This window comes from Afipia birgiae 34632 (assembly GCF_000308295.2).
GTDB classification, from domain to species: domain Bacteria; phylum Pseudomonadota; class Alphaproteobacteria; order Rhizobiales; family Xanthobacteraceae; genus Afipia; species Afipia birgiae.
This window is the reverse complement of record NZ_HG326652.1, coordinates 543,076-567,117: the sequence shown is the minus strand read 5'-3', so window position 1 is coordinate 567,117 and position 24,042 is coordinate 543,076. Positions and strand designations below refer to the sequence as shown.

Here is a 24,042-nt window from a genome sequence, read left to right as displayed (position 1 = left end):
GATCGGTCAGCCCGCGCCCTTCATGATCTTGAACACGCCGCTCGCCATCACAACGCAGCGGCCGTCCGCCGTCAGTTCGGTATTCAGGAAAATCAGCGTGCGCGTGCTGCGCACCGCGCGCGGCGTCGAGATCAGGATTTCCCCGATCCTGGCCGCATCGATGAAGTGCGTATCCATCTGGATCGTGACAACGGCGCTGGACCCGCTTCCCGCGCGCGCGGCCATGCCGAGCGAACGGTCCGCCAAGGTCATCAGCAATCCGCCCTGAACGAAACCCCGCCGGTTCTTGTGCTTGGCCTGCGCGACGATGGCGTATTCGCCTGTTGTATTGTTACCGCGATGCCAGAACGGCCCCACCAGATTGAGAAATCCGTCGTCCTCGACGATCGTCCAGCCGTCTTTCGCCAGTTTCCTGGCGCCTGCGTCAGTCATAAAGCTGCCTGCCTCGACATCATTATTAAACTCGTCAAGCAATTGCTCGCCCCTTGGCCTGCCTTGAGGGTTTCGCACCCACCGCCCTGTTCAACCGGGGATTTTTGTACCAATCTGCCCCGCGACGACGCCGGTTCAACCATGTCCGGCAATTGCGCGAAACAAGAAAAAACCGGAGGCAATATGAACGTCCACGCCACGCCAAGCGCCGCCAAGGCAACTCCAGCCCTTCCCTCAGCCAAGCCGGAGACGATCGGCCTTTCCGCGCTACGTCTGCAGCGGATGCGCGACGCATTCCAGCGCGAAATCGACAAGGGCACGACGCCCGGCGTGGTGTCGATGGTGGCGCGGCGCGGACAGATCGGCTGGTTCGAGGCGCAGGGCAAGCAGGACCCCGCCGGCAGCACGGCGATGGCGACCGACAGCATCTTCCGCATCTTCTCGATGACCAAGCCGCTGGTGTCGCTCGGCATCATGATGCTGGTCGAGGACGGTCACATCCTGCTCAACGATCCGCTCGCGAAATACATCCCTGAATTCAGCAGCCAGAAAGTCGGCATCGAGCGCAACGGGGCGCTGGAATTCGCGCTGCCGGTGCATCCGATCACGATTCAGGACCTGCTGCGTCACACCTCGGGCATCTCATACGAGATCACCGGTGCTGGCATGGTCCAGCGGATGTACGCAAAGGCAAAGACTTTCCGCCGAGACATTACCAATGAAGAACACGCGAAGCTGATCGCCAGCATGCCGCTGATGTGCCAGCCGGGCACGGAATGGAACTACAGCCGCTCCACGGACATTCTGGGCCGCGTCATTGAAGTGGTGTCCGGCGAGCCGCTGAGCGCCTTCCTGAGCGAGCGCATCCTCAACCCGCTTCAGATGAACGAGACTGGTTTTCACACCGCGCAGGACAACAAGTCACGCATTGCGCAGCCCTTCTCCGCCGATCCGTGGACCGGCGACAAGGTCGCACTGTTCGATCCGCTGGAAGTCGCGAAGATGGAATCCGGCGGCGGCGGGCTGGTCTCAACCGCGATGGACTATGCGCGCTTCTGCCAGATGCTGCTGAACGGCGGCACGCTCGACGGCAACCGCGTGATCGGGCGCACAACGCTCGCCTTCATGGCGTCCAACCACCTCGCAGCAAACGTCAAGGTCGAGTCGCACCTGGTGCCGCCGGGTCACGGTTTCGGTCTGGGTTTCGCGGTGCGCACCGATGCGGGCATGGCGCCCTACGCGGGCTCCGTCGGACAGTTCTTCTGGAGCGGCGTGGCGGGCACATTCTTCTGGATCGACCCGCAGGAAGATCTGTTTGCGATCTTCCTGTCGCAGGGCCCCGGCCAGCGTGAGTATTTCCGCACGCTGGTGCGCAGCCTCGTCTATGCCGCCGTGGAGTAAACAGCCCGTCATTCCGGGGCAGCCCGCAGGGCTGAGCCCGGAATCCAAAGTCGTCAGGCCAGATTCCGGGTTCGCACTTTCGCGCGTCCCGGAATAACGAGTTGACGATCAGCTGATCGTCGCGCCGCCGTCGATGACGACCGTCTGCCCGGTCATGAAGTTACCGGCCGCCGATCCCATGAACACCGCAGCACCTGCGATTTCATCGGGAATGCCAATGCGCAGCAGCGGCGAGCGCGCGGTGGATGCCTTCAGGTTATCCGGATTATCCCACAGCGCCTTGGCGAAATCGGTCTTGATCAGGCCGGGCGCAATGCAATTGACGCGCACGTTGTGCGGGCCGTACTCGCAGGCCAGGTTGCGCGCGAGTTGCATGTCGGCCGCCTTCGAGATCGCGTAGGCACCGAGAATGGTCGAGCCCTTCAGACCGCCGATGGATGAGACGATGATGATCGAGCCATCCTTGCGCGCGATCATCTGCGGCACCACCATGCTGATGAGCCAGTTGTTGGCGACGATATTGTTGCCGAGAATCTTGGTGAACTGATCGTCGGAAATGCCCGCGAGCGGCCCGTAATACGGATTCGACGCTGCGTTGCAGACCAGCACATCGATCTTGCCGAAAGCGCGCGTGCTTTCATCGACCAGGTTCTGGAGATTTTCCTTGCTCGAGATGTTCGCTGCGACCGCGATCGCCTTGCCCTTGCCGAACTTGTCGTTGATTTCCTTCGCCACCTGATCGCACTGATCCTGCTTGCGCGATGAAATGACGACCTGCGCGCCGTGCTCGACCATCCGCTCGGCAATGGCGCGGCCGATGCCCTTGGTGGAGCCGGTGATGACGGCCGTTTTTCCGGTCATGTCGAACAAGGTCATGCGTTTCTCTCCTGCGATATCCGCGGCGGCGCCGCTGTTACATTGTCATGGGCGCGATCTCTTCCGAAAATCTTCTTCGGGATCGTGCCCTATCCGAGTTTGTTGGTGACTTCCGGGCCGGCGGGCTGATGCATGGCATCATGCGCGTGGCTGGCGATCCAGGGCTGCTGGTTGATCATCGGCACCCGCCAGCCGCTATGGCTATCGCTCGCCAGATAATCCAGCCGCGTCACCGAGCAGTTGTCGATGGTGAAAGCGAATCCCGCACCCGCCTCGAGTCCGAGCGCGTGCGCAATCGCCGCCTTGATCGGACCGCCGTGCGACACACAGACAATGTCCTTGCCCGCGTGCGCGGCATTGATGCGCCGGATACCGCTCACCGTCCTATCCGACAGATCGTTGAAGCTCTCGCCGCCCGGCGCGCGCTCATGCGCGGGTGCGAACCAGTAGCTCGCGATCGACGCCGGACGCGCCGCAAAGAACGCGGCGCGATTCATGCCCTGCCACTCGCCGAGATCCTGCTCGGCGAATGCCTTGTCCTGATGCATCTGATCGGGCTTCGGCAATCCCGCGGCCCAGATTGCCGCGGCGGTCTGGTGCGTACGCTTCAGATTGCTGGAAAACCAGACAGCCTCTCGCGGCAGGAATTTCGCAACGCCCGCGAACACGATGCTGTCGCTGCAATCGCAACCGATGTCGGACTGACCGTAGATGTTGCCGCCATCCTCGCGCACCGGGGCATGACGTACCCACCACCAGCGCGTCGATGTCACGCCCACGGGGATGGCATGCTGCGCAACGAACGGCTTGGCGGAAGAATTCGACATTTGCGATCAGATCGGCTTGCCGGCGTACGGCATCGACGCGGTCAAACCGCCATCGACCGGGAACGCCTGCCCGTTGACGTAGGACGCTTCGTCGCTGGCGAGGAACAGACCCATCGCCGCGAGTTCGTGCGGCTGGCCCGGACGCTTGAGCGGATTGAGCTGGCCGATCTTGTTTTCGGTGCCGCGCACCTTCGCGCCATCGAAAATCGGCTTGGTCATGCCGGTCTCGATCAATCCGGGGCACACCGCGTTGATCCGAACGTTGGTGCCCGAGAGCGAATAGGCTGTGGTCTGCACGAGGCTGATCACGCCCGCCTTGCTCGCGGCATAGGGATGACCGCTGGCGTTGGCCTTCAGGCCCGCAACCGACGCGGTGCAGACGATGGCGCCATGGCCCTGCTTCACCATGTGCGGAATGGAGTGCTTCACCGCGAGGAAAGGCCCGATCAGGTTGACGCGCAAAACTTCCTGCCAATGCTCGGGCGTCTGCTCCGCCAGCGGGATCAGACCACCGCCAATGCCGGCATTGGCCCAGATTACATCGAGCTTGCCGTAAGCCGAGATTGCCTTGGCGATGAAAGCCTTCACGTCATTCTCGGAACCAGCATCGGCCATCACGGCTTCAGCGGTGCCGCCAGCCTTGCGCACCTGCTCGACGGTTTCGTTGACGCCTTCGGTCTTGTCGACCGCGATCAGCTTCGCGCCTTCCTTCGTGAACATCAGCGATGCCGCGCGGCCGATACCGCTGCCCGCGCCGGTGATGATGACGGACTTGCCCTCGAGGCGACCCATGATGTTCTCCAGATTGTGTTGAATTAAGCGGACACGCGCTGCCGCGCGTCTCAGCCAGATTTGTTTGTGAGTTAGCTCGCGCCGGCCTTCTGAGCGTAAACCCAGGCCGCCTGCGCCAGCGGGATGCGGCGAGAGGCGGATTCCTGCGCCTTTGCATTCGCTGCAGTGCCATCCACGATTCGCTTGGCGATTCCCTGCACAATGCCGGCGAGCCGGAACAGGTTGTAGGAGAAATACCAGTTGAGGTCCGCAATCGGCGGAACGCCCGCCGCCTTGCAATAAATGGCCTCCGCCTCGTCCATTGTCGGAATGTTGAGCGCCCTGAAATCAGCGCCATCGAGTCCCGGCATCGTCCACTGCATGAGCAGATAGGCGAAGTCGGCCATCGGATCACCGAGCGTGGACAACTCCCAGTCCAGCACGGCTTTCACCAGAGGCTTGTCCGCATGGAAAATCATGTTGTCGAGGCGATAGTCGCCATGAACAACCGAAACACGCGCCTGGTGCGGCACAGTCTTCGGCAGCCATTCGATCAGGCGATCCATCTCCGGGATCGGATCGGTCTCGGACGCGCGATACTGCTTGGTCCAGCGATCGACCTGACGTGCGAAATAATTGCCGGGCTTGCCGAAGTCACCCAGCCCGATCTTCTCCGGATCGTAGCTGTGCAGCTTCGCCAGCGTCTCGATCTTCGACGTGAAGACCGCGTGACGTTCCTTGGGCTCGAGACTCGGCAGCGTCGGATTCCAGAACACGCGCCCCTCTTCCATCGACATGATGTAGAAGGCCGCGCCGATCACGGCGTCATCCATGCAGAGCGCATAGGCACGCGCCACCGGAAAGCCCTGCGCGTGCAGCGCCGCGATCACCTTGAATTCACGGTCCACGGCGTGAGCCGACGGCAAGAGTTTGCCGAACGGCTTACGCCGCATCACGTAGGAGGTCTTCGGTGTGTCGAGGCGATATGTCGGATTCGACTGACCGCCCTTGAACTGCGAGACCGTGAGCGGACCCGCGTAGCCTTCGACATGCGCCGCCATCCATTTGGCGAGACTGGCTTCGTCAACACGATGGCGCTCTTCCACCGGCATTGTGCCGGAGAAGTCAGAGTCGTTTCTCACACCGAGACCCATACTGTCTTCCAATCTTCTTATTAGTTCAGTTATTGATTGGAATACTTCCGAAGCTCAAGCCGTGCAATGGCGCGGTTATGAACTTCATCCGGACCGTCCGCCAGACGCAGCGTGCGGATGCCCGCGTAGGATTTCGCCAGACCGGCTTCGTCGGACACGCCCGCCGCACCGAATGCCTGGATCGCGTCGTCGATGATCTTGAGCGCGATATTCGGCGCTGCGACCTTGATCATGGCGATTTCGGTTTGCGCGGCCTTGTTACCGACCTTGTCCATCATGTCCGCCGCCTTGAGGCAGAGCAGACGGGTCATTTCGATGTTGGTGCGCGCTTCGCCGATGCGCTGTTCCCACACCGACTGCTCGATGATCTTCTTGCCGAAGGCGGTGCGCGACGACAGGCGTTTGACCATCTTCTCGAGCGCGGCTTCGGCGGCGCCGATGGTGCGCATGCAGTGATGGATACGGCCTGGACCGAGGCGGCCCTGCGCGATTTCGAAGCCACGTCCTTCGCCGAGCAGAATGTTGCTGGCAGGCACGCGCACGTTCTCAAGCAAGATCTGCGCATGACCGTGCGGCGCATCGTCGAAGCCGAACACAGGCAGCATCTTCTCGATGGTGATGCCGGGCGTGTCGAGCGGCACGAGGATCTGCGACTGCTGCTGATGGCGCGGCGCGTTGACGTCGGTCTTGCCCATCAGAATCGCGATCTTGCAGCGCGGATCGCCAGCGCCGGACGACCACCACTTGCGGCCGTTGATGACGTAGTGATCGCCGTCGCGCTTGATGCTGGTTTCGATATTGGTCGCGTCGGATGACGCCACCGCCGGCTCGGTCATCAGGAACGCCGAGCGGATTTCGCCGTTCATCAGGGGCTTCAGCCACTGGCGCTTTTGCTCCTTGGAGCCATAGCGCATGAACACTTCCATATTGCCGGTGTCCGGAGCCGAGCAGTTGAACACTTCGGAGGCCCAATAGAAGTGGCCCATCTGCTCTGAGAGCGGCGCATATTCGAGATTGGTCAGGCCGGCACCGCGGAATTCATCGTCTTCATGCTCGTTCGGCGGCATGAACATGTTCCAGAGGCCTTCGGCCTTCGCCTTTTTCTTCAGGTCTTCGAGAACCGGGATCACCTTCCAGCGATCACCCTTGGCATCCTGCTCCTTGTAGGTCGGAGCAGCCGGGCGAACGTGCTTGTCCATGAACGCGATAACGCGGTTGCGCCATTCATTCTGGCGATCAGACATCGTGAAATCCATAGAACGGTCCTCTCTTGTTGTTGGTTGTCGATGGTCTTGCAACACTCGCGACCGGCTGTCCACCCGACAATCAACGTCAGCCTTGTTGACGTTGTCTCGTCATAGCGTCGACGGCTTGCCGCGCAGCATTCTTGCTGCTAGGTTGATTTCATACATTTGTTTGAATGGCAAGCGACGATCAAACAAATGTATGATTTTGTTTCGCAGCGCGAAACAGCTTTCGCGCTTTTGCATGGCACCTCTTACGTTGGCTTGAATGTCGAGCGATCAGACAAAAACCGCTATCCTCACCGCCGCTGAAATGCTCTGGGCCGAGCGCAGCTTCGGAGAGGTCACGATGCGCGATATCGTGGCCGCCGCCGGCGTCAATCTCGCGGCGGTGAACTATCATTTTGGCTCCAAGGACGAACTGCTGGCCGACCTGTTCGTCAGCCGCACCACCGTTCTGAACCGCGAGCGATTTGCTGAGCTGAAAGCCGCGGAACTGGAAGGCGGCGGCCGTCCGAGCGTGGATGCGATTCTGACCGCGCTGGTTGGTCCGCCGCTGCGATGGTGCCTCAGTCCCGACCTTCAACGCTCTGCGGCAGCCCGCTTCATGACCCGCGCCTCCGTCGAGACCGTGCCGCCGATCAAGAAGATCGTCGATCGCGAATTCCGGCATTTGCAGCGGTTCGCGACCGCGCTGCGTCTCGCCCTGCCCCATCGCAACGAAGTGGATATCTATTGGGGCCTGCATTTCGCGCTGGCGATGATCCGGCAAACCATCACGGACAGCGAGCGGCTGAAGAAGCTGTCGGGCGGATTGTGCGATCTCAACGATACCGACGACATCATCCGGCGGATTGTAACAACGGCGCGAGATGCGCTGGCGGGTGGCGCCGATGCCGCGCCCCCTCTTGCCGCGCGCGCATCAGGCTCCCGCAAATCCTGATAGCATCCGGTCTCGTCAGGACCAGACATCCAGCAAGGCACTCAAACGGAACGAGGTGCGACGGAGAACCGGCGCACCTCGCATTTTCTTGCAGCCCGCTCTACGCGAGCGCGTAACCATCAATATGGACAGATCGTCCGGCCCCAGCGCGGGCTCCAGTAGCAGCCCGGAGCAACGAAGCCGAAGCCGCGGCCATAGCCATAACCACGGCCACGATAGTACCCACGACCGCGACCGCGGCCACGAGCCCAACCGCCGCCATGACCACGGCCGCGACCAACGCCGCGTCCGCCACCGCGGCCACCGCCGCGACCACGGGCTTCCGCCGAGGTCGATGTCGACGTCGCGACAACAAACGACGTTCCGATGAAGCTGATCGAATAGACCAGCACCAACGCTGCCGCCGCCAAGGCACGCTTCAGAAAGTTCGAACGTGTCTTCACCTGAGTCATAGAAAGCACCTCCATTTCCGGAAACGCCGTGGAGCACTTCCGCGTATTAAACTCGCGAGCCTGCGTCCCGTTCAGGCATATTCGGAAAATAGATAGTCAAAAACAAGACTATTGTACGATTCATCCGGTAACAGACTAGGGTCAAGCCGCCTCACTGGTCAAGCAACCCTATGATGCGTGCTCTCTTCGCGAGGGCATTAACCAACCAGGTATCACAATCTCTTCATGCTACTCTGGCTACTGCCGCGCCCACGCTGAACCGCTGTTCATCATGCTGAACAAAACACCTTCGCAATTGCGAAACGCGATTGAACCATCCGAACCATTTCCGTCACTAAGCGTTTAAGCCCGCCGCTCCGAAAGTTGCTCCATGTCAAAAAAACATACTTACGTTCTCGGCCTCAACACTTACGACCACGACGTGAGCGCCTGTCTGCTGCGGGATGGCGAGATCGCTTATGCAATCGCAAAGGAGCGCATTACCCGCGAGAAGCACGCCAGCGGATTCTACAAGGAAGTGATCGACTATTGCCTGGACGCCGAAGGCATCACGCTGGATGACGTCGATCTGGTGGTCCGCAACTGTTACATCCTGCCCGTTCCTGAAATGGAAGACCGGTTGCTGTATCAGGATCTGCCAGGCTTTCTGCCTGAATATGAACGGGCAGACGCCAAAAGCCATCCCCACTTCCTGTCGCGATCCGACAAGGTGGTTTCGATCTCGCATCACCTTGCGCATGCGTATAGCGCCTTTGCGGTCTCCCCGTTCGAGGACGGCGTCGTGATGATCGTCGATGGCGTCGGCAGCTACCGTTCCGATGTCAACGAACGCTTCCCCGAGAGCGACAGCGCCACGCCCTTGGCGCGCGAGTCGGAGAGCTACTACAAATTCTCAGGCTCCAGGCTGGAATGCCTCAAGAAGGTCTGGATGGAGCCCGATCGCGGATTTCTCAGCGACGAGTTCTACAACATGCCGGGCCTCGGCGCGCTCTACAGCCGCGCATCCACCTATATCTTCGGCGACTGGAACAAGTGCGGCGAGTTGATGGGGCTTGCGCCTTATGGACGTCACGGCAACGTCAAGTCGCTGATGCAGATCAAGGATAACATCCTCACCGTTCCGCGCTGGACCTCCGAGTTGAACAAGCCCTACATCATGGACAGCGACGAAAAGTGGGAAACCAGCCCGCTGATGAAGCACTGGGAAGATCTCGCCTGGCGCGTTCAGGACGACACCGAAAAGGTGCTGCTCGCCCGCGCGGCGTGGCTGCGCGAAACCACGGGCGCGAAAAATCTCTGCATCGCGGGCGGCGTCGCGCTGAACTGTGTCGCCAACGGCCGCGTGGCGCGTGAATCCGGCTTCGAAAACGTCTGGATTCAGCCCGCCGCCGGCGATGACGGCATCGCGATCGGCTGCGCCTATTACGGGTGGATTGAGGTTCTCAGGCAACGCCGTAACTTTGTGATGGATCATTCCTATGTCGGCAGACGCTACTCCGATCAGGAAGTGGCCGATTCAGCCAGCAAGTTCCTGGTTCGTATCCAGACCACGCAAACCAAAAGCAACGATATCGCGAAGGACACCGCGAAACTGTTGGCCGATCAAAAGGTGATCGGCTGGTTTCAGGACCGCTCGGAGTTCGGTCCGCGCGCGCTGGGCAACCGCAGCCTGCTGGCCGACCCGCGCAGGCCCGAAATGGAGGATATCCTGAACAGCCGCGTCAAACATCGGCAGCCGTTCCGGCCATTCGCACCGATCGTACTTTATGAGCGCGCGAAGGAAATCTTCGAGGGTGAGGAAGACTCGCCCTTTATGCTGATCGCCAAGAATGTCCGTCCCGAATGGCGCGACAAAATTCCAGCCATCGTGCACGTCGACGGCACGGCGCGGGTGCAGACGGTGCGCGAAGTCACCAACCCGATGCTCTACCGGCTGCTGAAGGAATTCGACGCCCTGACCGGCGTGCCTGTGCTCATCAACACGTCATTCAACGTCAAGGGCGAGCCGATCATCGAGACGCCGCGCGACGCCGTCATTTGCTTCCTGACCACCGGCATCGATCACCTCGTGATGCACGACATGCTGGTCTCGAAGAACGCGATGCACAAGATCGTCGGGCCGCTGGTGAATACCTATACTGACGTCGCAACGATGGTGATGTCGAACATGAAGCGAGCGTGACCGCGAAAACCGGCGCGCCGGCCTCCGCATTTGTGCTCTGCGGTAGTGCGCGCCTGCCCGAAACGTATCGATTGCGCACTCCGGATTCCGTCCTAGTATGATGGTGCGTAACCGGCGGCGAAAGGCTGTGGGCGTTCCATGACAATCGAAAAATGCATCAACGAGTACGATGCCTCCGAAGTCGTTTTCGAGGAGGGATCGACCGGCCGCGAGTTGTTCGTGGTGCTGGAAGGCAAGATCGACATCGTCAAGAATTCGGGCGCGGACAAGACGGTCATCGTCACCCTCGGCAAAGGCGAGTTCTTTGGAGAAATGGCCGTCATCGATGGTTCGGCGCGGTCGGCGACGGCGGTCGCTGCCGTCTCCGGTACGCGGGTGATGCGGATCAATCACGCCCGCTTCGTGTACCTCGTCAGTCAGCAGCCGGCCTTCGCGCTGATGATCATGGATGCCCTCAGCAAGCGATTGCGCGCCTCGAACGCGATCACCTTCAAGGGCGCAGCGCCATGAGCGACCGCAAGCCCTCTCCCTTTCCGATCCTTCTCAACAACGATGTCTGCTCGCTGATTCAGGCCGCCGAGGACGTCTATCAAATCCGGTTCAAGAACCGCGCCGCCAATGCCTATCTGGTCCGCGGCAGCAAGCGGACCATCATGATCGATGTCGGCCTGTCGTCGAACTATTCGCATCTGCTGGAATGTCTTCAGCACCTGGGCGTCAAGCCTTCCGACATCGACATGGTGGTGCTCAGCCATGAGCACCTCGACCATATCGGCGCGGCCTACCACTTCACCGGGAAGACGATCATCGCCGCGCATCGTCTCGCCGCGAACAAGATCATGCTGCGCGACGACTTCTCGATGTTGCGCAAGATGTTCAACGAACCGAATGTGCCGATCGACGTCGACATCTGGCTTGAGGAAGGCAACCTGATCGATCTCGGCAACTTCAGGCTGACCGTGATGTACACGCCCGGTCACACCTCCGCGTGCATCAGCCTGTTCGAACAGGACAAGGGCTTGCTGTTCGCCGCCGACACCTTGATGCCCGGCGGCGTGATGGGCGGCGTGTTCGGCTCGGGAAGCATCGCCGATTACATTCAATCGCTGGAGCGGCTGCGCGGGCTGAACTCGAAAATCCTGCTGTCCGGGCATGGCCGCCTGTCCGATACGCCGCAGGACGACGTCAGAATCGCAATTCAGCGCTCCCACACGCTGCTGTCGGACACAGCCCAGTTGTTCGATGCGCTGGACGCGCGGTCGAATTTCGAGCCGATCATGCAGTCGGTGCGCGACCTCAACAAGCTCGACGATTCGTGAGGCGAGGCTTACGGATCGCGCGGGATATCAATTTCAGGGAATTTTGGAGCGGGTGAAGGGAATCGAACCCTCGTATTCAGCTTGGAAGGCTGCTGCTCTACCATTGAGCTACACCCGCGTCGCGGCGAGCACTAGCATGGCCTTCCCGCCGCCTCAACCACGATTGATTTGCAGTGCGGGACCGACGGAACCATATTCCTGGGGAGCGGGTTCTCATGACAACCCAATTCCAACCGGGAGATGTCTATGCGCAAAACACTCTTAGCCGCCATGGCCCTGGCAGGCGTGGTCGTGTTCGGCACAGGTTCTGCCGAGGCCCGGGATTATCGCTATTGCCTGGTCGAAGGCTTCGCCGCTGGCCCCGGCACCTGCTATTATGATACCTACGCTCAATGCATGGCCAGCGCCTCGGGACGGCGCGCCTATTGCCAGGTCAATCCGGTATTTGCCTTCGCCGAGCAGAATCGGCCTGCCCCCAGGCCGCGCAAGGTCTACCGCGAGCGGCGTTATTACGAGTGAGTCATTAGCCTAGGCAGCTAACACCAGCCTAAGCAGGAACACGCGCCGTTCGTCCCGAAAGCCGCCCCGATCCGCCGAGGGCGGCTTTTCGTTGTGCGGCTTTTGGTTGTGTCAGTCCCGGCGCTCAATATCCCGGTACGATCCAAGCCGGGACAGAAACGCCAGCACCAGACCGATTCCGACCAGCGAGAAGCCCATCGTGAATATCTTGGACAGGCCGGTGGTCGGCCCGAGGGTGGCGTCGCCCACCGTGGTCAGGGCCACCACGCTAAAGTAGGCCGAATCAAGCCACGACCAGCCCTCGACGGAGTGATAGAAAATCGAACCGCCCAGCACCGATATGGTCAGCAGGAAGATGATGGCCTGAAATTCGGGATCGCGCGTCCCGTGCCAGAAGCCGAGAGACAGGCGAACGAGGCCCAAAGCCAGCGATCTCATCGGTGTCGGCCCCCCCATGCGACAGAACCTGCTCGCGGATGCTACACGTTTCCGGTCCGACGTCTCAATCCAGGTTCGTCAGGAATCCGCCGCTTCAGCGTTCGGCGGGCCTTTATCGCCCGTCTTTTTCGCCCGCAATGGCCCGATCCATGAGCGGCGATTGCGTTTCGACGAATCTGCCTCTGAAGCTGTGGTCGAACGTCACCAGCACGCCCCATCCAATCGCGCTCCAACGCATACCTCTAAAGGCTGACTCTCGTAGCTCTCCGATAAGGACCTATGCTCGGTGGTCTGGTACGCTGCTATCGCCACAAGCGATGTCCGCGGCGCTCTGGGATATAAGCCCTGCAAGCTTCGCGAACGGGGCTTTGTTCGTACATGGGAATAGAGGAGGCTCACCAAAGCAGCCTCGTCAACAAGGAGAAATAGCAGCTCTGGGTAGGCAATTGAGGGAGCTTCAAATGGCAATCCGGGCATCAAATCAGCCGATACTGATCAAGAGCGATATCGCATCGGTAGGGAACAAGGATTCAAGCCGAAACCTTGCCGATCAGTACGCAATGCTATGTCACCTGCGGGAGATCGTCTGGAAGGCCGAAGCCGAAGCCATTGAGCGAGCAAAAAGCCAATCGCGACCGCAATGAGCCGCCTATATGAGGAATAAATTATTCCTCGTCGCGTTTATCGCGGCAAGCCTAGCATGCATGACAATATGGCTCAGCTTGCTGGCTTGGGCTGGATTAAAATTGCTATCTGCGATCGTGTAGCACCTTACGATTTCTACGCCCGCTCGGAATGCCGCGAACGAGCGAGGCTCGTATTAACTCACGCCCGGCCTGTCATGGCTTGTAATCAGGAAATCTGGACAAAAGCGCAGCCCTGAGAAACTTAAAGTGAGCGATACTACTCGTGAGTTCTTCGAGCCGGCGTTGTCCCTTCGAGATTTCCGCTTCAAACTGATCAAGCAGGCGGCTGTCGTGCGCCTCTCGGGTGAGATATTCGTCGGTGTCATTGCCTAGCGGCACCGCCGCACGTGCAAATACATCATCCAATCTGCGTACAAGACCTGCCCTCTCCGCCTGAGCGGCGGTCAGCGATCGCTCGACCAGTTGCGCAATTGATGCCACGCGCGAATGATCGTTTTCGGCATCCCGCCCCGCCGATCGCGCCTTAAAAAACCGATCGACCCTCGCTCGAAGAAAGAACTGGAACATGCGCCAACCTCGTCACTTGAGGGAAACAGGCTTTGCACCACTAACGTCAGGTTGCTCCCGGCAGTCGCCGTCGTCGGCACCGATACCTCAATTCACCTTTCCGTATTGCATCGATCTATTTCAGACGAACTCGCAATGATCATCAGCCAGTATATTCGAACCCCGCCGCTGTTCGCGTTTGGGACGAGATAGCTATTGTTCGGCCGAAACCGTGGATCTCCGGCCTCCCCGCAACTGTTCAAATGCATGACCTTTGGTGTGCCAGTTCCATGCCGTGCGTATGATCGTTCCGAGGTCAGAATGGGCAGGATTGAATCCGAGATGCATTCGAGCGGCCGAAGAATCAGCGATTAAAACGGATGGATCACCCGGACGCCTCGGATGATGAACCAGCGGCATCGTCCATCCGGCCTCCGAGAAGATTGCAGATAAAATCTCGCTCACGGAATATCCGACGCTCGTGCCCAGATTGTAGACACCGCCCGCGTGACCTTCCGTCAGCATATTCACCGCCTGAACGTGCGCGTTGGCAAGATCAGTGACGTGAATGTAGTCCCTGACTGCGGTGCCATCGGGCGTATCGTAGTCGTCCCCAAAAATACCGAAGTCAGGGACCTCTCCTTGCAGGGCCATCATCGCTCGCGGAATCAAATGGGTTTCCGGATCGCGGCATTCGCCAATCGCTCCAGACGCATCGGCGCCGCTGGCATTGAAGTACCTGAAGCAAACCGAATTGAGGTCGTAGGCCTGCCGATAGTCGGACAGGATTTCCTCAATCATCAACTTCGACTTGCCATAGGGATTGACCGGAAGCTGCGGCGCGCTTTCCGGAATGGGATCCGATCCTGCATTTCCGTAAACCGCGCCCGTGCTGGAGAATACCAGCCGCTGGCTACCTGCCTTACGCATCGCGCTCAGCAGCGCCAGTGTGCCGCCAATATTGTTCGCGTAGTATTTCTGGGGATCGGTGACTGACTCTCCCACCGAACTGGAGGCCGCAAAATGCATGACCGCGGCGAAATCATAAGACCCGAACACTATCTCCAGTTGTCTCGGGTCCCGGACATCGCCGGTGACCATAGGGCCCCACTTCACGAAACGCCGATGGCCTGTCGAAAAATTGTCGAGGCAGACCGGAAGATATCCGGCCTCGGCCAACGCCTTGCAGCAGTGCGAGCCGATGTAGCCAGCACCGCCAGTCACCAACACCGCGCCCCGGTCAGCCATTGCTGGGACCTCTATTTAATTCGCAGCCAGATAAATCGTGACTTGCATTATCTAACTATTTAATTCCATTTATCTCAAGATATATATGCGAACCAATATTACCCTCACGGCGTCAATTATTAACGGCAACCCGCATTTCACTCACCCTGACGGCTCCGGATAACCGTTAACCATACGGAATCTCAGCTCGGGGTAATCGATCATGCGATTAGCCCTCTGGTGAGAGTTGAAGCCGGCACGGGCCGGGTTCAACTCGTCAGGCGATTCCAGAACTGGGCGATCAGAATACCCGTCGAGCCGCCTGCCATCTTGACGAACAGGTCAGGAAGCCGGCCATGCCGATCGGGCGTGATCAACTGAGTCATCTCGAGAATACAGGCACCAAGGAGAACGAGCGCAACAACGAGACCCGGCTGACGCGGATACGCCAGCCCAAACAGCAAGCCGGTCACTGCAAACGACGCGAAACGCTCCAGGCCGACGCCGGCAACTTGAGGCCGCAAGTCGACCGGCGACAACGTGGCGAAAATAATGAACGCCAAGCTTAGCCAAGCGGCTGTCGCGACAAGCTTGTGATACATGGCTGCGCCACGGACTGCTTTAAATAGAACGGGAAATCCGCAATCTTCATCAAAATCTAGGTGGCTCCCACCCTGCAACGCAAGCCAGAATGTTGAGCCGCCGTTCCATACCCTGCAAACCGCTCGGCTCGCACGTATTCTCAATCGCGTAGGGTCTATAGTATGAAAGCTGCTGATGCTCTTGGCCTGGGGCAAGACCTCATGTCAAATCCGTCGCCATTCATTCTTGCCTAGAACCGGATTGAGTTCGATATCGTGTGGAAGCTGCCTTCTCTACGAAGCGAAAGAAAGCCTCCGCAGGTTCCGGCGGGAATTCGCATCTACGCAATCGGCGACGTACACGGCCGAGCTGATCTTCTGGCATCATTACTTCTGCAGATCGAAGTGGACATCGCGCTCCATCCTGTTTCCCGGCCGATTGCGGTTTTCCTTGGCGACTACATCGATCGCGGCCCGGATTCGAAGGAGGTCCTTGATCTTCTGGTTACGCCAGGCCGCACGCCGGAAATGGTTTTTCTCAAGGGTAACCATGAGACGTTCCTGCTCAATTTCTTGAAGGCTCCCACGCTCCTGGACAATTGGAGGCAATACGGCGGTCTTGAGACCCTCGTTTCGTACGGGCTGAAACCGCCGATGAACCCCTCCTTCAGTGATCAAGCCAGACTCGCGCGCGATCTCGCCAGCGCGACGCCGGAATCCCACCGCCAGTTCTTCGAGGCTCTCCAGCTTTCGTTCGTCTGTGGAGATTTTCTTTTCGTCCACGCGGGCTTGCGTCCGCTCATTCCCATTCAACAGCAGACGGAAGACGACCTTCTCTGGATTCGTGACGACTTTCTGCTCTGGGACAAGGAGTTCGAGAAGATCGTCGTCCACGGCCACACGCCCGTGCTCGAGCCGGACATCCGGTTCAACCGGATCAATATCGATACCGGGGCCTTTGCCACAGGACGATTGACCTGCATGACGATCGAGGCCGCCAAGATCATGCCCCTCATCGATGTACGTGACTGGCTCGACGAATTGCCGAGTATCGAAGTATCCCACCGCGACACGATTGAACCAGAGGGCTTTCAGCGAAAAAACGCCAGCGATAACGCCATGCATGCTGGGGGTAGCAATGCCGCCACCGGAAATCCGGTACGAAGTCCGGATTCCGTCGCCGCGATCCACGTCAAAAGACTTAAGGAAGATGTGAAGGCCTATGACGCGGCCGCACGGGCGCGGCTTGATCCACGGCGCTCTATGAAAGCGTCCAGTCATCCCCGGCGATGAATCTTCGCCGTCTGTCGCCGATGCGAAACACAGCGAGATGCCGGGATGCGCCCGCGACGCCGACGCGCCGGCTATTTCTCCTTGAATGCCCTTGCGGCCTGATCGCGCAGAGGCTTCATCAAATAGGATAGCGCTGTGCGGCCCCCCATCTGAATAAAGGCATCCGCAGGCATGCCGGGAATGAGCTTGACCGCGCCCAGACGTCCAAGCTCGTCCGGCTTCAACGCGATACGCGTTGTGTAGAAGCTGGTGCCCGTACGCTGATCCTGTGTGAGATCCGCAGAGATCACACTGACCGCGCCCGTTATTTCGGGGGTGGTGTGCTGGTTGAATGCCGAAAGCCGAAGGATGGCCGGCTGCCCTACATGGATATGATCGATATCCTGGGGCGCGATCTTGACTTCAACCGCCAGCGTATCGGCATCGGGCACGATCAGCATGATTTGTTCGCCGGGCGCGATCACGCCGCCGACGGTATGGACCGAGAGCTGGTGAATTACGCCATTCTGCGGCGCGCGAATATCAATACGCTGCAACTGGTCGACCGCGGCAATCTTGCGCTCAGCCATTTCGGAAATCTTTGAGCGCGCCTCGACGAGATCCTTGCCGACCTCGCTGCGGAGATCCTGGTCGATCTGGATAATCTGAAGCTGGATTTCGGCCGTCTTGCCCTTGGCCTGGGCAATCATACCGGACAATTGACTGCGCTCGCCTTCGATACGGGCGGCATCGCGCTCCAGCGCCGTCAAACGGCTGATCGGCACGAGATTCTTCTGCCAGAGAGTCCGTACGCCTTCGAGTTCCTGCTGGATGAAGTCGACTTCCTTCTTTTTCGCTTCGACCTGCCCCTGGTAGCCCTTGATTTCCTCCTGCAGCTGCAGCGAGCGCTCCTTGAGCTGCGACTTTTGCCCCTCGCGCGCCTGACGGCGCAGGTCGAAAAGACTGCGCTCCGCGGCGACAGCACGAGCGGCGTCGGAAGCCGGATCGCGAGCGCGGTCCAGAAGAGCGGCTGGGAAGGCCAGTTCCGGAATATTGTCGCGTTCGGTTTCGAGACGCGCCTGACGCGCCTGCAGCTCATCGACGCTTTTGGTGATGATCGTCGCCGCCGCCCGGGTTTGCGTTTCGTCAAGACGAACCAGAATGTCTCCCGCGCGCACGCGGTCACCATCACGCACCCGCAACTCGCCGATGACGCCACCCGTCGGGTGCTGGACTTTCTTGACACTGGAATCGACAACGAGAACTCCCGGCGCGACCACGGCGCTTGAGAGCTCGGTGGTTGCGGCCCAGCCGCCAATTCCAAACGTCACCAGCAAGACGAGAATCGTTCCCGCCACAAGATAGCGCTGAATGGAATGCTTGGCCGAGTCCAGATTGTTGCTCATCGCATCCTTCCGCCTTCGGCGGCCATTTTCAGCGGCACCGGCGCCGAATTGCGCAGGACCTTGTTGAGGACTTCATCCCTCTCGCCGAAGGCCTTGGCCGTGCCATCGGCTATCACCAGCACATGATCGACACCATCAAGTGACTTGGGCCGATGCGTCACGACGATGACGATCCCGCCGCGACGACGCACATTCAGAATTGCCTCAGTCAGAGCCGCTTCGCCCTCGGAATCGAGGTTAGAACTCGGTTCATCAAGCACCACGAGAAACGGATCACCGTAGAATGCGCGCGCAAGCGCAATCCGCTGGCGCTGTCCGGCTGAAAGCGCCGCGCCGCCCTCACCGATCCGGGTTCCGTATCCATCAGGGAAGGAAAGGATGAGTTCGTGAACGCCAGCTGCACGCGCGGCGCCCAACACGGCGGCAGCAGTCGCCTTCGGATCGAAACGCGAGATGTTGGCCGCGATACTTCCGTCGAACAGCTCGACGTCCTGCGGAAGATATCCAAGGTGCCTGCCAAGAGCTTCAGGCGACCACTGATCGAGGGCGGCGCTATCGATCCTGATCTTGCCGTGCAACTGGGGCCAGACGCCCACGAGGGCGCGCGCGAGCGACGATTTGCCCGATCCGCTCGGCCCGATAATTCCCAGTCCTTGACCGCTCGATAGCGCGAATGAGACATCATACAGCACCGGCCTCTCGGCGCCGGGCGGCACAACATGGATCCGGTCGACGCTCAATGATCGCTCCGGCGCCGGGAGCTCCATGGGCTCCTCTTCCTTGGGCAGAAGCGTCAGAAGCTGATTAAGCCGCCGTCCCGCTTGCCTCGCGCTCACAAAACCCTTCCAGTTCGCGATGGCCATCTCAACCGGCGCGAGGGCGCGCGCCGTCAAGATCGAACTGGCGATGATAATACCTGCCGTAGATTCCTGATGGATGACCAGATAGGCCCCGACAGCAAGCACGCCTGACTGCAGGATCATACGGAACACCTTCGACATTCCGCCGAGACCGCTCGCAGCATCGCTGGCCGCTTCATTGGCAGCCATGAAGTTCATATTGACTTGATGCCAGCGCTCTGCCGCCCGATGCCTCATCCCCATGGCGCGCAAAACTTCGGCGTTGCGCCGGCCTTCGGAGGCAAGAGCATTCCGTGACGTCGCAAATCCCGCGGACGCCTTTGTGGCGCCCTTCGTCCGAATCTCGGCCAGCACCGTAAACAGGATGAGTACGCAAGCGCCGACCAGCGCCACCGTGCCGATCCAGAAGTGGAAGTAAAAACAGATTCCGAGGTAGAGCGGCATCCACGGAAGATCGAAGAGCGCGGTTGGGCCGCCGCTGGAAAGGAAATTGCGGACCTGATCAATATCGCGGAGCGGCTGCAATCCGTCGCCGTCGCCACGCGTCTTCAGCGGCAGACGCACGACAGCATCATAGACCCTGAGACCCAGAGTCTCTTCAAGGTACCGCCCGACACGTCCACTGATGCGCGTGCGGACCAGATCCAGAGCGCCCTGAAAGGCGTACAGAATCGTAGCCAGAAAAAGGAGGCCGATCAGGGTCGACACGCTGCGGCTTGGCAGGACGCGATCATACACCTGCAGCATGAAGAATGAGCCAGTGAGCATCAGGATGTTGCTCAAACCGCTGAAGACCGCCAATCCCCAGAACGCCTGACGGCAGGAGGCCAGAAAATCGCCGACCTCGGACCTCTGCCCGGAATACGCCGCAAGAGGTCCTCGCCGACGAGATGAAAAGACCAGCGGCCTGATCCGTTCAATCGCCTCCCGCACACGCTCGCGGGAACGAGAAAAGGCGCCGCCGTGCGCAACCGCATCAAACAGCGCGCGTGACTTCGTCCCGAATTCAGCCGATTGCGAAGTTCGTCCTGGCCCGGCCGCGGATGAGGCAGCCTGAGATGACCTCTGCGGGTCGCCTGCAGGTACGATCATCCGAGCGGGCTGTTTCCTATTGGGCGGGGGAATTGAAGCCCGCCGGCCAAATTCTGCCATCGTATTTTGTCCCACGATCCTAGGATTTAGCTCACCCAAGAGCCGCCTGACGGCTCTTGGGTGTCGTTCTTGTTACGGACTCAGTACTCCGAACGAACTTCGGCGTTACACAAAGTGGAAGTCGGTCTTGTCCAACGCCGCCAGCTTGGTGTCCTTCAGCGTTAGCGAATTGCCGCCACCGGCATCGATAACGACATCACGACCGCTTTGCGCCGCGTGAGCCAGAACGTCCGCGAAATCGTCGAAAACGCTCTTGCTGAACTGCACCACGTCGTGATTGCGGCCATAGGCATCGAAGTTGCTGACAACGTCTTTGCCAAAATTCGACGCGAACGCGAAGGTATCGTTGCCGCCGTTACCTTTGAACAGGTCGTTGCCCGACGTGCTCTTCAGCACATCGTTGCCATCCGTGCCCAACACGGCGCTTCCCGAAAGCGAGCTCGTATTGCCCGCCTTGTCCGTCACCGTCGCGGTGAAGTTGTGAACCGCATCGGAAACCGCCGACGAAGTCTTGTAGCTCCAGGTGCCGTCCTTGCCGACCTCGACGCTGCCGATCGGCTTGGCGCTGCCATTATCGTAGATAGAGATCTTGCTGTAAGGCTCGCCAGTCCCCTTGAACGTCACCGTGTCGTTCCAGTTCTGGTAGACCTTGGTGAACTCAGCCGAAGGCCCAGTCGCATCAACCTTCACATTGAAGGCCGTCGAGGAAGCGCTGGCGTTGCCCGCCACATCCACGGCCTTGGTCGTGAAGCTGTGGTTGCCATCGGAAAGATTGTCGGCGGCGTAGGTCCACGCTCCCTTGCCGTCCGCTGTCGCGGCACCAATCTCCTTTGTCCCGTCGAACACCTTCACAGTGCTGTACGCCTCGGCCGTTCCGGTCAGATTCACGTCACCGTTCGCATTGGTGGAGGACGCGATCTTCGGCGCAGTCGGCGCGGTGGTGTCGATCTTCACAGCGAGGGCCTCAGACGCCGCGCTGGCATTGCCAGACGCGTCAGTGACTTTCGCGGTGAGATTGTGCGAACCGTCTGCCAGGGCCGTCGTCGTGTAGCTCCAGGCGCCGCTGCTGTTCGCGGTCGCCGTCCCGATCTGGGTCGTGCCGTCGAACACCTTCACCGTGCTGTTCGCCGCCGCGGAGCCGGTGAGCGTCAAGGTATTGTCACCGGTGATCTTGTCGCCCGCGACGCCGGTGTCGTTCGAGAACGACGATATTTTCGGCGCAGCCGGAACATTCGGCGTCGTCGGTGTCGAAGGAATGTTCACGACAAGCCCCGCTGACGCTGCACTCGTGTTGCCGGCTGCGTCCATGGCCTTGGATGTGAACGTATGGTTGCCGGTGGCCAGCGTACCAGAGGTGAAGCTCCACACGCCGCTGCTGTCCGCGGTCGCTGTCCCGATCTGGGTCGCGCCGTCGAACACCTTCACCGTGCTGTTGGCTTCGGCGGTGCCGGTCAAGGAAACCGTATTCGGATTCGCCGACTTGTCCGCAGCCGTTGTCAGCGACGAACCGGTGGTTGCGGAAGACGCCATCGTCGGCGCATTCGGCGCGGAGGTATCGATCTTCACCGCAAGGGCCGAGGACGCCGCGCTGGTGTTGCCGGCCGCATCCGTGACTTTCACCGTGAGGCTGTGGCCGCCGTCAGCCAAGGCTGCGGTGGTGTAGCTCCACGCCCCGCTTGCGCTGGCAGTCGCCGTCCCGATCTGGGTCGTGCCGTCGAACACCTTCACGGTGCTGTTTGCCACCGCAGTGCCCGTGAGGGTCAGGGTGTTGTCGTTGGTGACTCCATCGCCCGCAACGCCGCTATCGTTCGAGTACGAAGCGATCTTGGGTGCATCCGGAGTGGTCGGGGTTGTCGGCGGGATATTTCCGACAACGACCGCCGATGCCGCGCTGGTATTGCCCGCAACATCCGCGGTCTTCGCCGTGAAGCTGTGGTTGCCGGTCGCCAGCGCACCGGTGGTCAGGCTCCACGCTCCGTTGCTGTTCGCGGTCGCGGTCCCGATCTGGTTCGCGCCGTCAAACACCTTCACGGTGCTGTTGGCCTCGGCCGTGCCGGTCAGATTCACGGTGCCATTCGCATTGTTGGATGGCGTAGCAATCGTCGGCGCGTTCGGCGCTGTGGTATCGATCTTCACGGCCAGAGCCGCGGAGGCCGCACCAGTCTGCCCCGATGCGTCGGTGGCTTTCGCGGTAAGGTTATGAGCGCCATCCGCCAGAGCTGCGGTGGTGTAGCTCCACGCCCCGCTGGCGTTCGCGGTCGCCGTCCCGATCTGGGTCGCGCCGTCAAACACCTTCACAGTGCTGTTTGCAGCAGCGGAGCCGGTGAGTGTCAGGGTGTTGTCGCTGGTGATCTTGTCGCCTGCAACGCCGGTGTCGTTCGAGAACGAGGAAATCGTCGGTGCGCTCGGCGCCGTCGGAGGAGGTTTCGTGGGCGCGTTAGCATCCTGCAATACTTTGCCCGTCACCATGTTCACATTATTCGTAAAAAGGCTTAGGGCGTATTTGTCGTTTTCCCCGTATGTCGGATAGCTAAGGCCCAATGTGTTGGGTCGGGTCAAAATAATTGTCGTGCACATTGAAGGCGCCGGTCAGCGCGGCCGGATTGGTATTCGGACCTGACCCGGATACGAAGAAGTTGAAGTCACCGGTGAAAGTGTTGCCGGCGATCTCGGCGGACTTTGTGTTGTCGGCGAAGAAGCCCTGGGTAATACCGCCGTTCTGGACTGTCGTGTTGTAAAGGATGCGGGTCGCGTTTATGTCCGGCCCATAAACCTGCAGATAGTCACCATGGACGCCCGCGCCGCCCATGCCCGCTTGCTCCATCACATTGTTCTGAATTGTGATGTCGCCGCCATCATTGCCATGGCGGCCAATGAGGTCGGAGTTGGAGTTTTTCAAGCCACGAATACTCGACCGTGAGGCCGGGCCCTTCCATCTCGACAAGAAACTCAGCACGCCCACCTCCGCTCAGACCATCGATGGTGGAGTAACCAACATATAAATTGGAGGAGGTTGGAGTACCGGAAATCACGCTTGTTTGCGTACCTCCCGGATTCGTACCATTGAAATTCGAATGGATCAGGCTGGTATTCGCTGCCGTTGTCACGACGGACCAGCCGCTGAAATCATAACCATCGAGCGTGACGTTATTGCCCGTGATGGTAACGGCCTTCGTGCTGGTGTTGATATTCACACCTGCCATCGAGATCGTCGCCGGGTTCTTAAGCGCTACTCCTTGTGGCGCACCCACATAGTAATCCACGCCAGCGACTTCCCACGGAGGCCGGTTCGCGCCGTAACTATCGAGCAAATCCGCATGTTGCGGTGTTCCAATCGGCGCATTTGCGGAACCATCGTTAATCGCCATCTAGCTCTCCTATTTAACTATTTTCCCCAATTGGGCAGGCGCTCAATTTCAGCTTATTTTCAAGCGGAATGCCCAGAATGCGACGTAGCGGTACGGCACATGAAGGATGTAATGGTCGATCACGAGAGGCTTTTTTGGGACAACATAGCGGCTCAGCTAAGGTAATTTCTGCAGCCTGCATCAAACTTGTCATGGAAAAACGCCGAACGGGAATGAATCCTTTTAAATGGCAATAAATCCCATAACTGGCTCACTAATTCGCCCACACATCCACCGCGGTGTGCGTGCGCTCCACCGCAATATCATCAGATTCGCGCACGATTCGCGATTTAATTGGGCACGCCAGCGCGCAAAATAAAATGCCAACTTTTCCCGCCAAGAGACAAGGACTTATCACTATTTCTACAAATGGGAGCGAAACAACA

General features: G+C 59.7%; 24 protein-coding genes and 1 tRNA gene. 8 read left to right on the top strand and 17 right to left on the bottom strand.

The window, feature by feature from the left end:
• Window positions 1-6: 6 nt before the first annotated feature.
• On the bottom strand, window positions 7-432 hold the full coding sequence (locus tag BN32_RS02655; protein ID WP_019196559.1) for a PaaI family thioesterase: 426 nt from the start codon (window positions 430-432) through the stop codon (window positions 7-9).
• 183 nt (window positions 433-615) lie between these two features.
• Between BN32_RS02655 and BN32_RS02650 the strand changes: the two genes are divergently transcribed.
• Window positions 616-1,833 (top strand): serine hydrolase domain-containing protein, encoded by a 1,218-nt coding sequence (locus tag BN32_RS02650; protein WP_040425883.1) that lies wholly within the window; start codon window positions 616-618, stop codon window positions 1,831-1,833.
• Window positions 1,834-1,941: 108 nt separating this feature from the next.
• Here the strand turns inward: BN32_RS02650 and BN32_RS02645 are convergent, their stop codons facing one another.
• The 5 genes from BN32_RS02645 to BN32_RS02625 all read right to left on the bottom strand — a co-directional run bounded on the left by BN32_RS02645 (window position 1,942) and on the right by BN32_RS02625 (window position 6,717).
• Window positions 1,942-2,709 carry an SDR family NAD(P)-dependent oxidoreductase gene (locus BN32_RS02645; RefSeq protein ID WP_019196557.1) on the bottom strand — a complete coding sequence of 256 codons (768 nt, stop codon included), beginning with the start codon at window positions 2,707-2,709 and terminating at the stop codon, window positions 1,942-1,944.
• Between the two features lie 89 nt (window positions 2,710-2,798).
• Window positions 2,799-3,536: a histidine phosphatase family protein gene (locus tag BN32_RS02640; protein ID WP_019196556.1), complete on the bottom strand. Its 738-nt coding sequence runs from the start codon at window positions 3,534-3,536 to the stop codon at window positions 2,799-2,801.
• A gap of 6 nt (window positions 3,537-3,542) precedes the next feature.
• On the bottom strand, window positions 3,543-4,328 hold the full coding sequence (locus tag BN32_RS02635) for an SDR family NAD(P)-dependent oxidoreductase (RefSeq protein ID WP_019196555.1): 786 nt from the start codon (window positions 4,326-4,328) through the stop codon (window positions 3,543-3,545).
• Window positions 4,329-4,399: 71 nt separating this feature from the next.
• Window positions 4,400-5,461 carry a phosphotransferase family protein gene (locus BN32_RS02630; RefSeq protein ID WP_019196554.1) on the bottom strand — a complete coding sequence of 354 codons (1,062 nt, stop codon included), beginning with the start codon at window positions 5,459-5,461 and terminating at the stop codon, window positions 4,400-4,402.
• Window positions 5,462-5,490: 29 nt separating this feature from the next.
• Entirely contained in the window at window positions 5,491-6,717 is a 1,227-nt protein-coding gene (locus BN32_RS02625) for an acyl-CoA dehydrogenase family protein (protein ID WP_019196553.1), read from the bottom strand.
• 256 nt (window positions 6,718-6,973) lie between these two features.
• Between BN32_RS02625 and BN32_RS02620 the strand changes: the two genes are divergently transcribed.
• Entirely contained in the window at window positions 6,974-7,648 is a 675-nt protein-coding gene (locus BN32_RS02620) for a TetR/AcrR family transcriptional regulator (protein WP_019196551.1), read from the top strand.
• 119 nt (window positions 7,649-7,767) lie between these two features.
• On the opposite strand, the gene BN32_RS02615 is transcribed toward BN32_RS02620, so the two are convergent.
• Window positions 7,768-8,100: a hypothetical protein gene (locus BN32_RS02615; protein ID WP_040425882.1), complete on the bottom strand. Its 333-nt coding sequence runs from the start codon at window positions 8,098-8,100 to the stop codon at window positions 7,768-7,770.
• A 370-nt stretch (window positions 8,101-8,470) separates the two neighbouring features.
• On the opposite strand from BN32_RS02615, the gene BN32_RS02610 reads away from it, so the two are divergent.
• The 3 genes from BN32_RS02610 (at window position 8,471) to BN32_RS02600 (ending at window position 11,601) form a co-directional block, all read left to right on the top strand.
• The gene (locus BN32_RS02610) at window positions 8,471-10,282 is read left to right on the top strand and encodes a carbamoyltransferase family protein (RefSeq protein WP_019196549.1); all 1,812 of its coding nucleotides are present in this window, start codon (window positions 8,471-8,473) and stop codon (window positions 10,280-10,282) included.
• Window positions 10,283-10,420: 138 nt separating this feature from the next.
• Window positions 10,421-10,792, top strand: a complete 372-nt coding sequence (locus BN32_RS02605; RefSeq protein ID WP_019196548.1) for a Crp/Fnr family transcriptional regulator — start codon at window positions 10,421-10,423, stop codon at window positions 10,790-10,792.
• Entirely contained in the window at window positions 10,789-11,601 is an 813-nt protein-coding gene (locus tag BN32_RS02600) for an MBL fold metallo-hydrolase (RefSeq protein WP_019196547.1), read from the top strand. Before BN32_RS02605 ends, BN32_RS02600 begins: the two co-directional genes overlap by 4 nt.
• A gap of 44 nt (window positions 11,602-11,645) precedes the next feature.
• Here BN32_RS02600 and BN32_RS02595 read toward each other — a convergent pair.
• Window positions 11,646-11,719: transfer RNA gene (locus BN32_RS02595), tRNA-Gly, on the bottom strand.
• A gap of 128 nt (window positions 11,720-11,847) precedes the next feature.
• Between BN32_RS02595 and BN32_RS02590 the strand changes: the two genes are divergently transcribed.
• Entirely contained in the window at window positions 11,848-12,120 is a 273-nt protein-coding gene (locus BN32_RS02590) for a DUF3551 domain-containing protein (RefSeq protein WP_040425378.1), read from the top strand.
• Between the two features lie 111 nt (window positions 12,121-12,231).
• Here BN32_RS02590 and BN32_RS02585 read toward each other — a convergent pair whose 3' ends face one another.
• Entirely contained in the window at window positions 12,232-12,558 is a 327-nt protein-coding gene (locus BN32_RS02585) for a potassium channel family protein (protein WP_051488430.1), read from the bottom strand.
• A gap of 461 nt (window positions 12,559-13,019) precedes the next feature.
• Here BN32_RS02585 and BN32_RS02580 point away from each other — a divergent pair, with 461 nt between their 5' ends.
• Window positions 13,020-13,202 (top strand): hypothetical protein, encoded by a 183-nt coding sequence (locus tag BN32_RS02580; RefSeq protein WP_019196543.1) that lies wholly within the window; start codon window positions 13,020-13,022, stop codon window positions 13,200-13,202.
• A 195-nt stretch (window positions 13,203-13,397) separates the two neighbouring features.
• On the opposite strand, the gene BN32_RS02575 is transcribed toward BN32_RS02580, so the two are convergent.
• The 3 genes from BN32_RS02575 to BN32_RS02565 form a co-directional block, all read right to left on the bottom strand.
• Entirely contained in the window at window positions 13,398-13,772 is a 375-nt protein-coding gene (locus BN32_RS02575) for a hypothetical protein (RefSeq protein WP_019196542.1), read from the bottom strand.
• Between the two features lie 192 nt (window positions 13,773-13,964).
• Entirely contained in the window at window positions 13,965-14,999 is a 1,035-nt protein-coding gene (galE, locus tag BN32_RS02570; RefSeq protein ID WP_019196541.1) for a UDP-glucose 4-epimerase GalE, read from the bottom strand.
• Between the two features lie 248 nt (window positions 15,000-15,247).
• Window positions 15,248-15,580: a VanZ family protein gene (locus BN32_RS02565; protein WP_019196540.1), complete on the bottom strand. Its 333-nt coding sequence runs from the start codon at window positions 15,578-15,580 to the stop codon at window positions 15,248-15,250.
• A gap of 255 nt (window positions 15,581-15,835) precedes the next feature.
• Between BN32_RS02565 and BN32_RS02560 the strand changes: the two genes are divergently transcribed.
• Window positions 15,836-16,852, top strand: coding sequence for a metallophosphoesterase (locus tag BN32_RS02560; protein ID WP_019196539.1), 1,017 nt, complete (start codon window positions 15,836-15,838; stop codon window positions 16,850-16,852).
• Window positions 16,853-16,923: 71 nt separating this feature from the next.
• Here the strand turns inward: BN32_RS02560 and BN32_RS02555 are convergent, their stop codons facing one another.
• The 5 genes from BN32_RS02555 to BN32_RS02535 form a co-directional block, all read right to left on the bottom strand.
• Window positions 16,924-18,237 (bottom strand): HlyD family type I secretion periplasmic adaptor subunit, encoded by a 1,314-nt coding sequence (locus BN32_RS02555; protein WP_019196538.1) that lies wholly within the window; start codon window positions 18,235-18,237, stop codon window positions 16,924-16,926.
• Entirely contained in the window at window positions 18,234-20,249 is a 2,016-nt protein-coding gene (locus tag BN32_RS02550; protein ID WP_040425376.1) for a type I secretion system permease/ATPase, read from the bottom strand. The genes BN32_RS02555 and BN32_RS02550 overlap by 4 nt, the downstream gene beginning before the upstream one ends.
• Window positions 20,250-20,354: 105 nt before the next feature.
• On the bottom strand, window positions 20,355-22,718 hold the full coding sequence (locus tag BN32_RS02545) for an Ig-like domain-containing protein (RefSeq protein WP_051488429.1): 2,364 nt from the start codon (window positions 22,716-22,718) through the stop codon (window positions 20,355-20,357).
• A gap of 61 nt (window positions 22,719-22,779) precedes the next feature.
• Window positions 22,780-23,148 (bottom strand): hypothetical protein, encoded by a 369-nt coding sequence (locus tag BN32_RS02540; RefSeq protein WP_156946944.1) that lies wholly within the window; start codon window positions 23,146-23,148, stop codon window positions 22,780-22,782.
• On the bottom strand, window positions 23,105-23,617 hold the full coding sequence (locus tag BN32_RS02535) for a hypothetical protein (RefSeq protein WP_040425373.1): 513 nt from the start codon (window positions 23,615-23,617) through the stop codon (window positions 23,105-23,107). Before BN32_RS02535 ends, BN32_RS02540 begins: the two co-directional genes overlap by 44 nt.
• Window positions 23,618-24,042 lie beyond the last annotated feature (425 nt).

What these genes read in the sequence shown, in the direction of transcription:
- BN32_RS02655 (WP_019196559.1), bottom strand. Translation starts at nt 432, where the DNA reads ATGACTGACGCAGGCGCCAGGAAACTGGCGAAAGACGGCTGGACGATC.
- BN32_RS02650 (WP_040425883.1), top strand. Translation starts at nt 616, where the DNA reads ATGAACGTCCACGCCACGCCAAGCGCCGCCAAGGCAACTCCAGCCCTT.
- BN32_RS02645 (WP_019196557.1), bottom strand. Translation starts at nt 2,709, where the DNA reads ATGACCTTGTTCGACATGACCGGAAAAACGGCCGTCATCACCGGCTCC.
- BN32_RS02640 (WP_019196556.1), bottom strand. Translation starts at nt 3,536, where the DNA reads ATGTCGAATTCTTCCGCCAAGCCGTTCGTTGCGCAGCATGCCATCCCC.
- BN32_RS02635 (WP_019196555.1), bottom strand. Translation starts at nt 4,328, where the DNA reads ATGGGTCGCCTCGAGGGCAAGTCCGTCATCATCACCGGCGCGGGCAGC.
- BN32_RS02630 (WP_019196554.1), bottom strand. Translation starts at nt 5,461, where the DNA reads ATGGGTCTCGGTGTGAGAAACGACTCTGACTTCTCCGGCACAATGCCG.
- BN32_RS02625 (WP_019196553.1), bottom strand. Translation starts at nt 6,717, where the DNA reads ATGGATTTCACGATGTCTGATCGCCAGAATGAATGGCGCAACCGCGTT.
- BN32_RS02620 (WP_019196551.1), top strand. Translation starts at nt 6,974, where the DNA reads ATGTCGAGCGATCAGACAAAAACCGCTATCCTCACCGCCGCTGAAATG.
- BN32_RS02615 (WP_040425882.1), bottom strand. Translation starts at nt 8,100, where the DNA reads ATGACTCAGGTGAAGACACGTTCGAACTTTCTGAAGCGTGCCTTGGCG.
- BN32_RS02610 (WP_019196549.1), top strand. Translation starts at nt 8,471, where the DNA reads ATGTCAAAAAAACATACTTACGTTCTCGGCCTCAACACTTACGACCAC.
- BN32_RS02605 (WP_019196548.1), top strand. Translation starts at nt 10,421, where the DNA reads ATGACAATCGAAAAATGCATCAACGAGTACGATGCCTCCGAAGTCGTT.
- BN32_RS02600 (WP_019196547.1), top strand. Translation starts at nt 10,789, where the DNA reads ATGAGCGACCGCAAGCCCTCTCCCTTTCCGATCCTTCTCAACAACGAT.
- BN32_RS02590 (WP_040425378.1), top strand. Translation starts at nt 11,848, where the DNA reads ATGCGCAAAACACTCTTAGCCGCCATGGCCCTGGCAGGCGTGGTCGTG.
- BN32_RS02585 (WP_051488430.1), bottom strand. Translation starts at nt 12,558, where the DNA reads ATGAGATCGCTGGCTTTGGGCCTCGTTCGCCTGTCTCTCGGCTTCTGG.
- BN32_RS02580 (WP_019196543.1), top strand. Translation starts at nt 13,020, where the DNA reads ATGGCAATCCGGGCATCAAATCAGCCGATACTGATCAAGAGCGATATC.
- BN32_RS02575 (WP_019196542.1), bottom strand. Translation starts at nt 13,772, where the DNA reads ATGTTCCAGTTCTTTCTTCGAGCGAGGGTCGATCGGTTTTTTAAGGCG.
- galE (WP_019196541.1), bottom strand. Translation starts at nt 14,999, where the DNA reads ATGGCTGACCGGGGCGCGGTGTTGGTGACTGGCGGTGCTGGCTACATC.
- BN32_RS02565 (WP_019196540.1), bottom strand. Translation starts at nt 15,580, where the DNA reads ATGTATCACAAGCTTGTCGCGACAGCCGCTTGGCTAAGCTTGGCGTTC.
- BN32_RS02555 (WP_019196538.1), bottom strand. Translation starts at nt 18,237, where the DNA reads ATGAGCAACAATCTGGACTCGGCCAAGCATTCCATTCAGCGCTATCTT.
- BN32_RS02550 (WP_040425376.1), bottom strand. Translation starts at nt 20,249, where the DNA reads ATGGCAGAATTTGGCCGGCGGGCTTCAATTCCCCCGCCCAATAGGAAA.
- BN32_RS02545 (WP_051488429.1), bottom strand. Translation starts at nt 22,718, where the DNA reads ATGGTGACGGGCAAAGTATTGCAGGATGCTAACGCGCCCACGAAACCT.
- BN32_RS02535 (WP_040425373.1), bottom strand. Translation starts at nt 23,617, where the DNA reads ATGGCGATTAACGATGGTTCCGCAAATGCGCCGATTGGAACACCGCAA.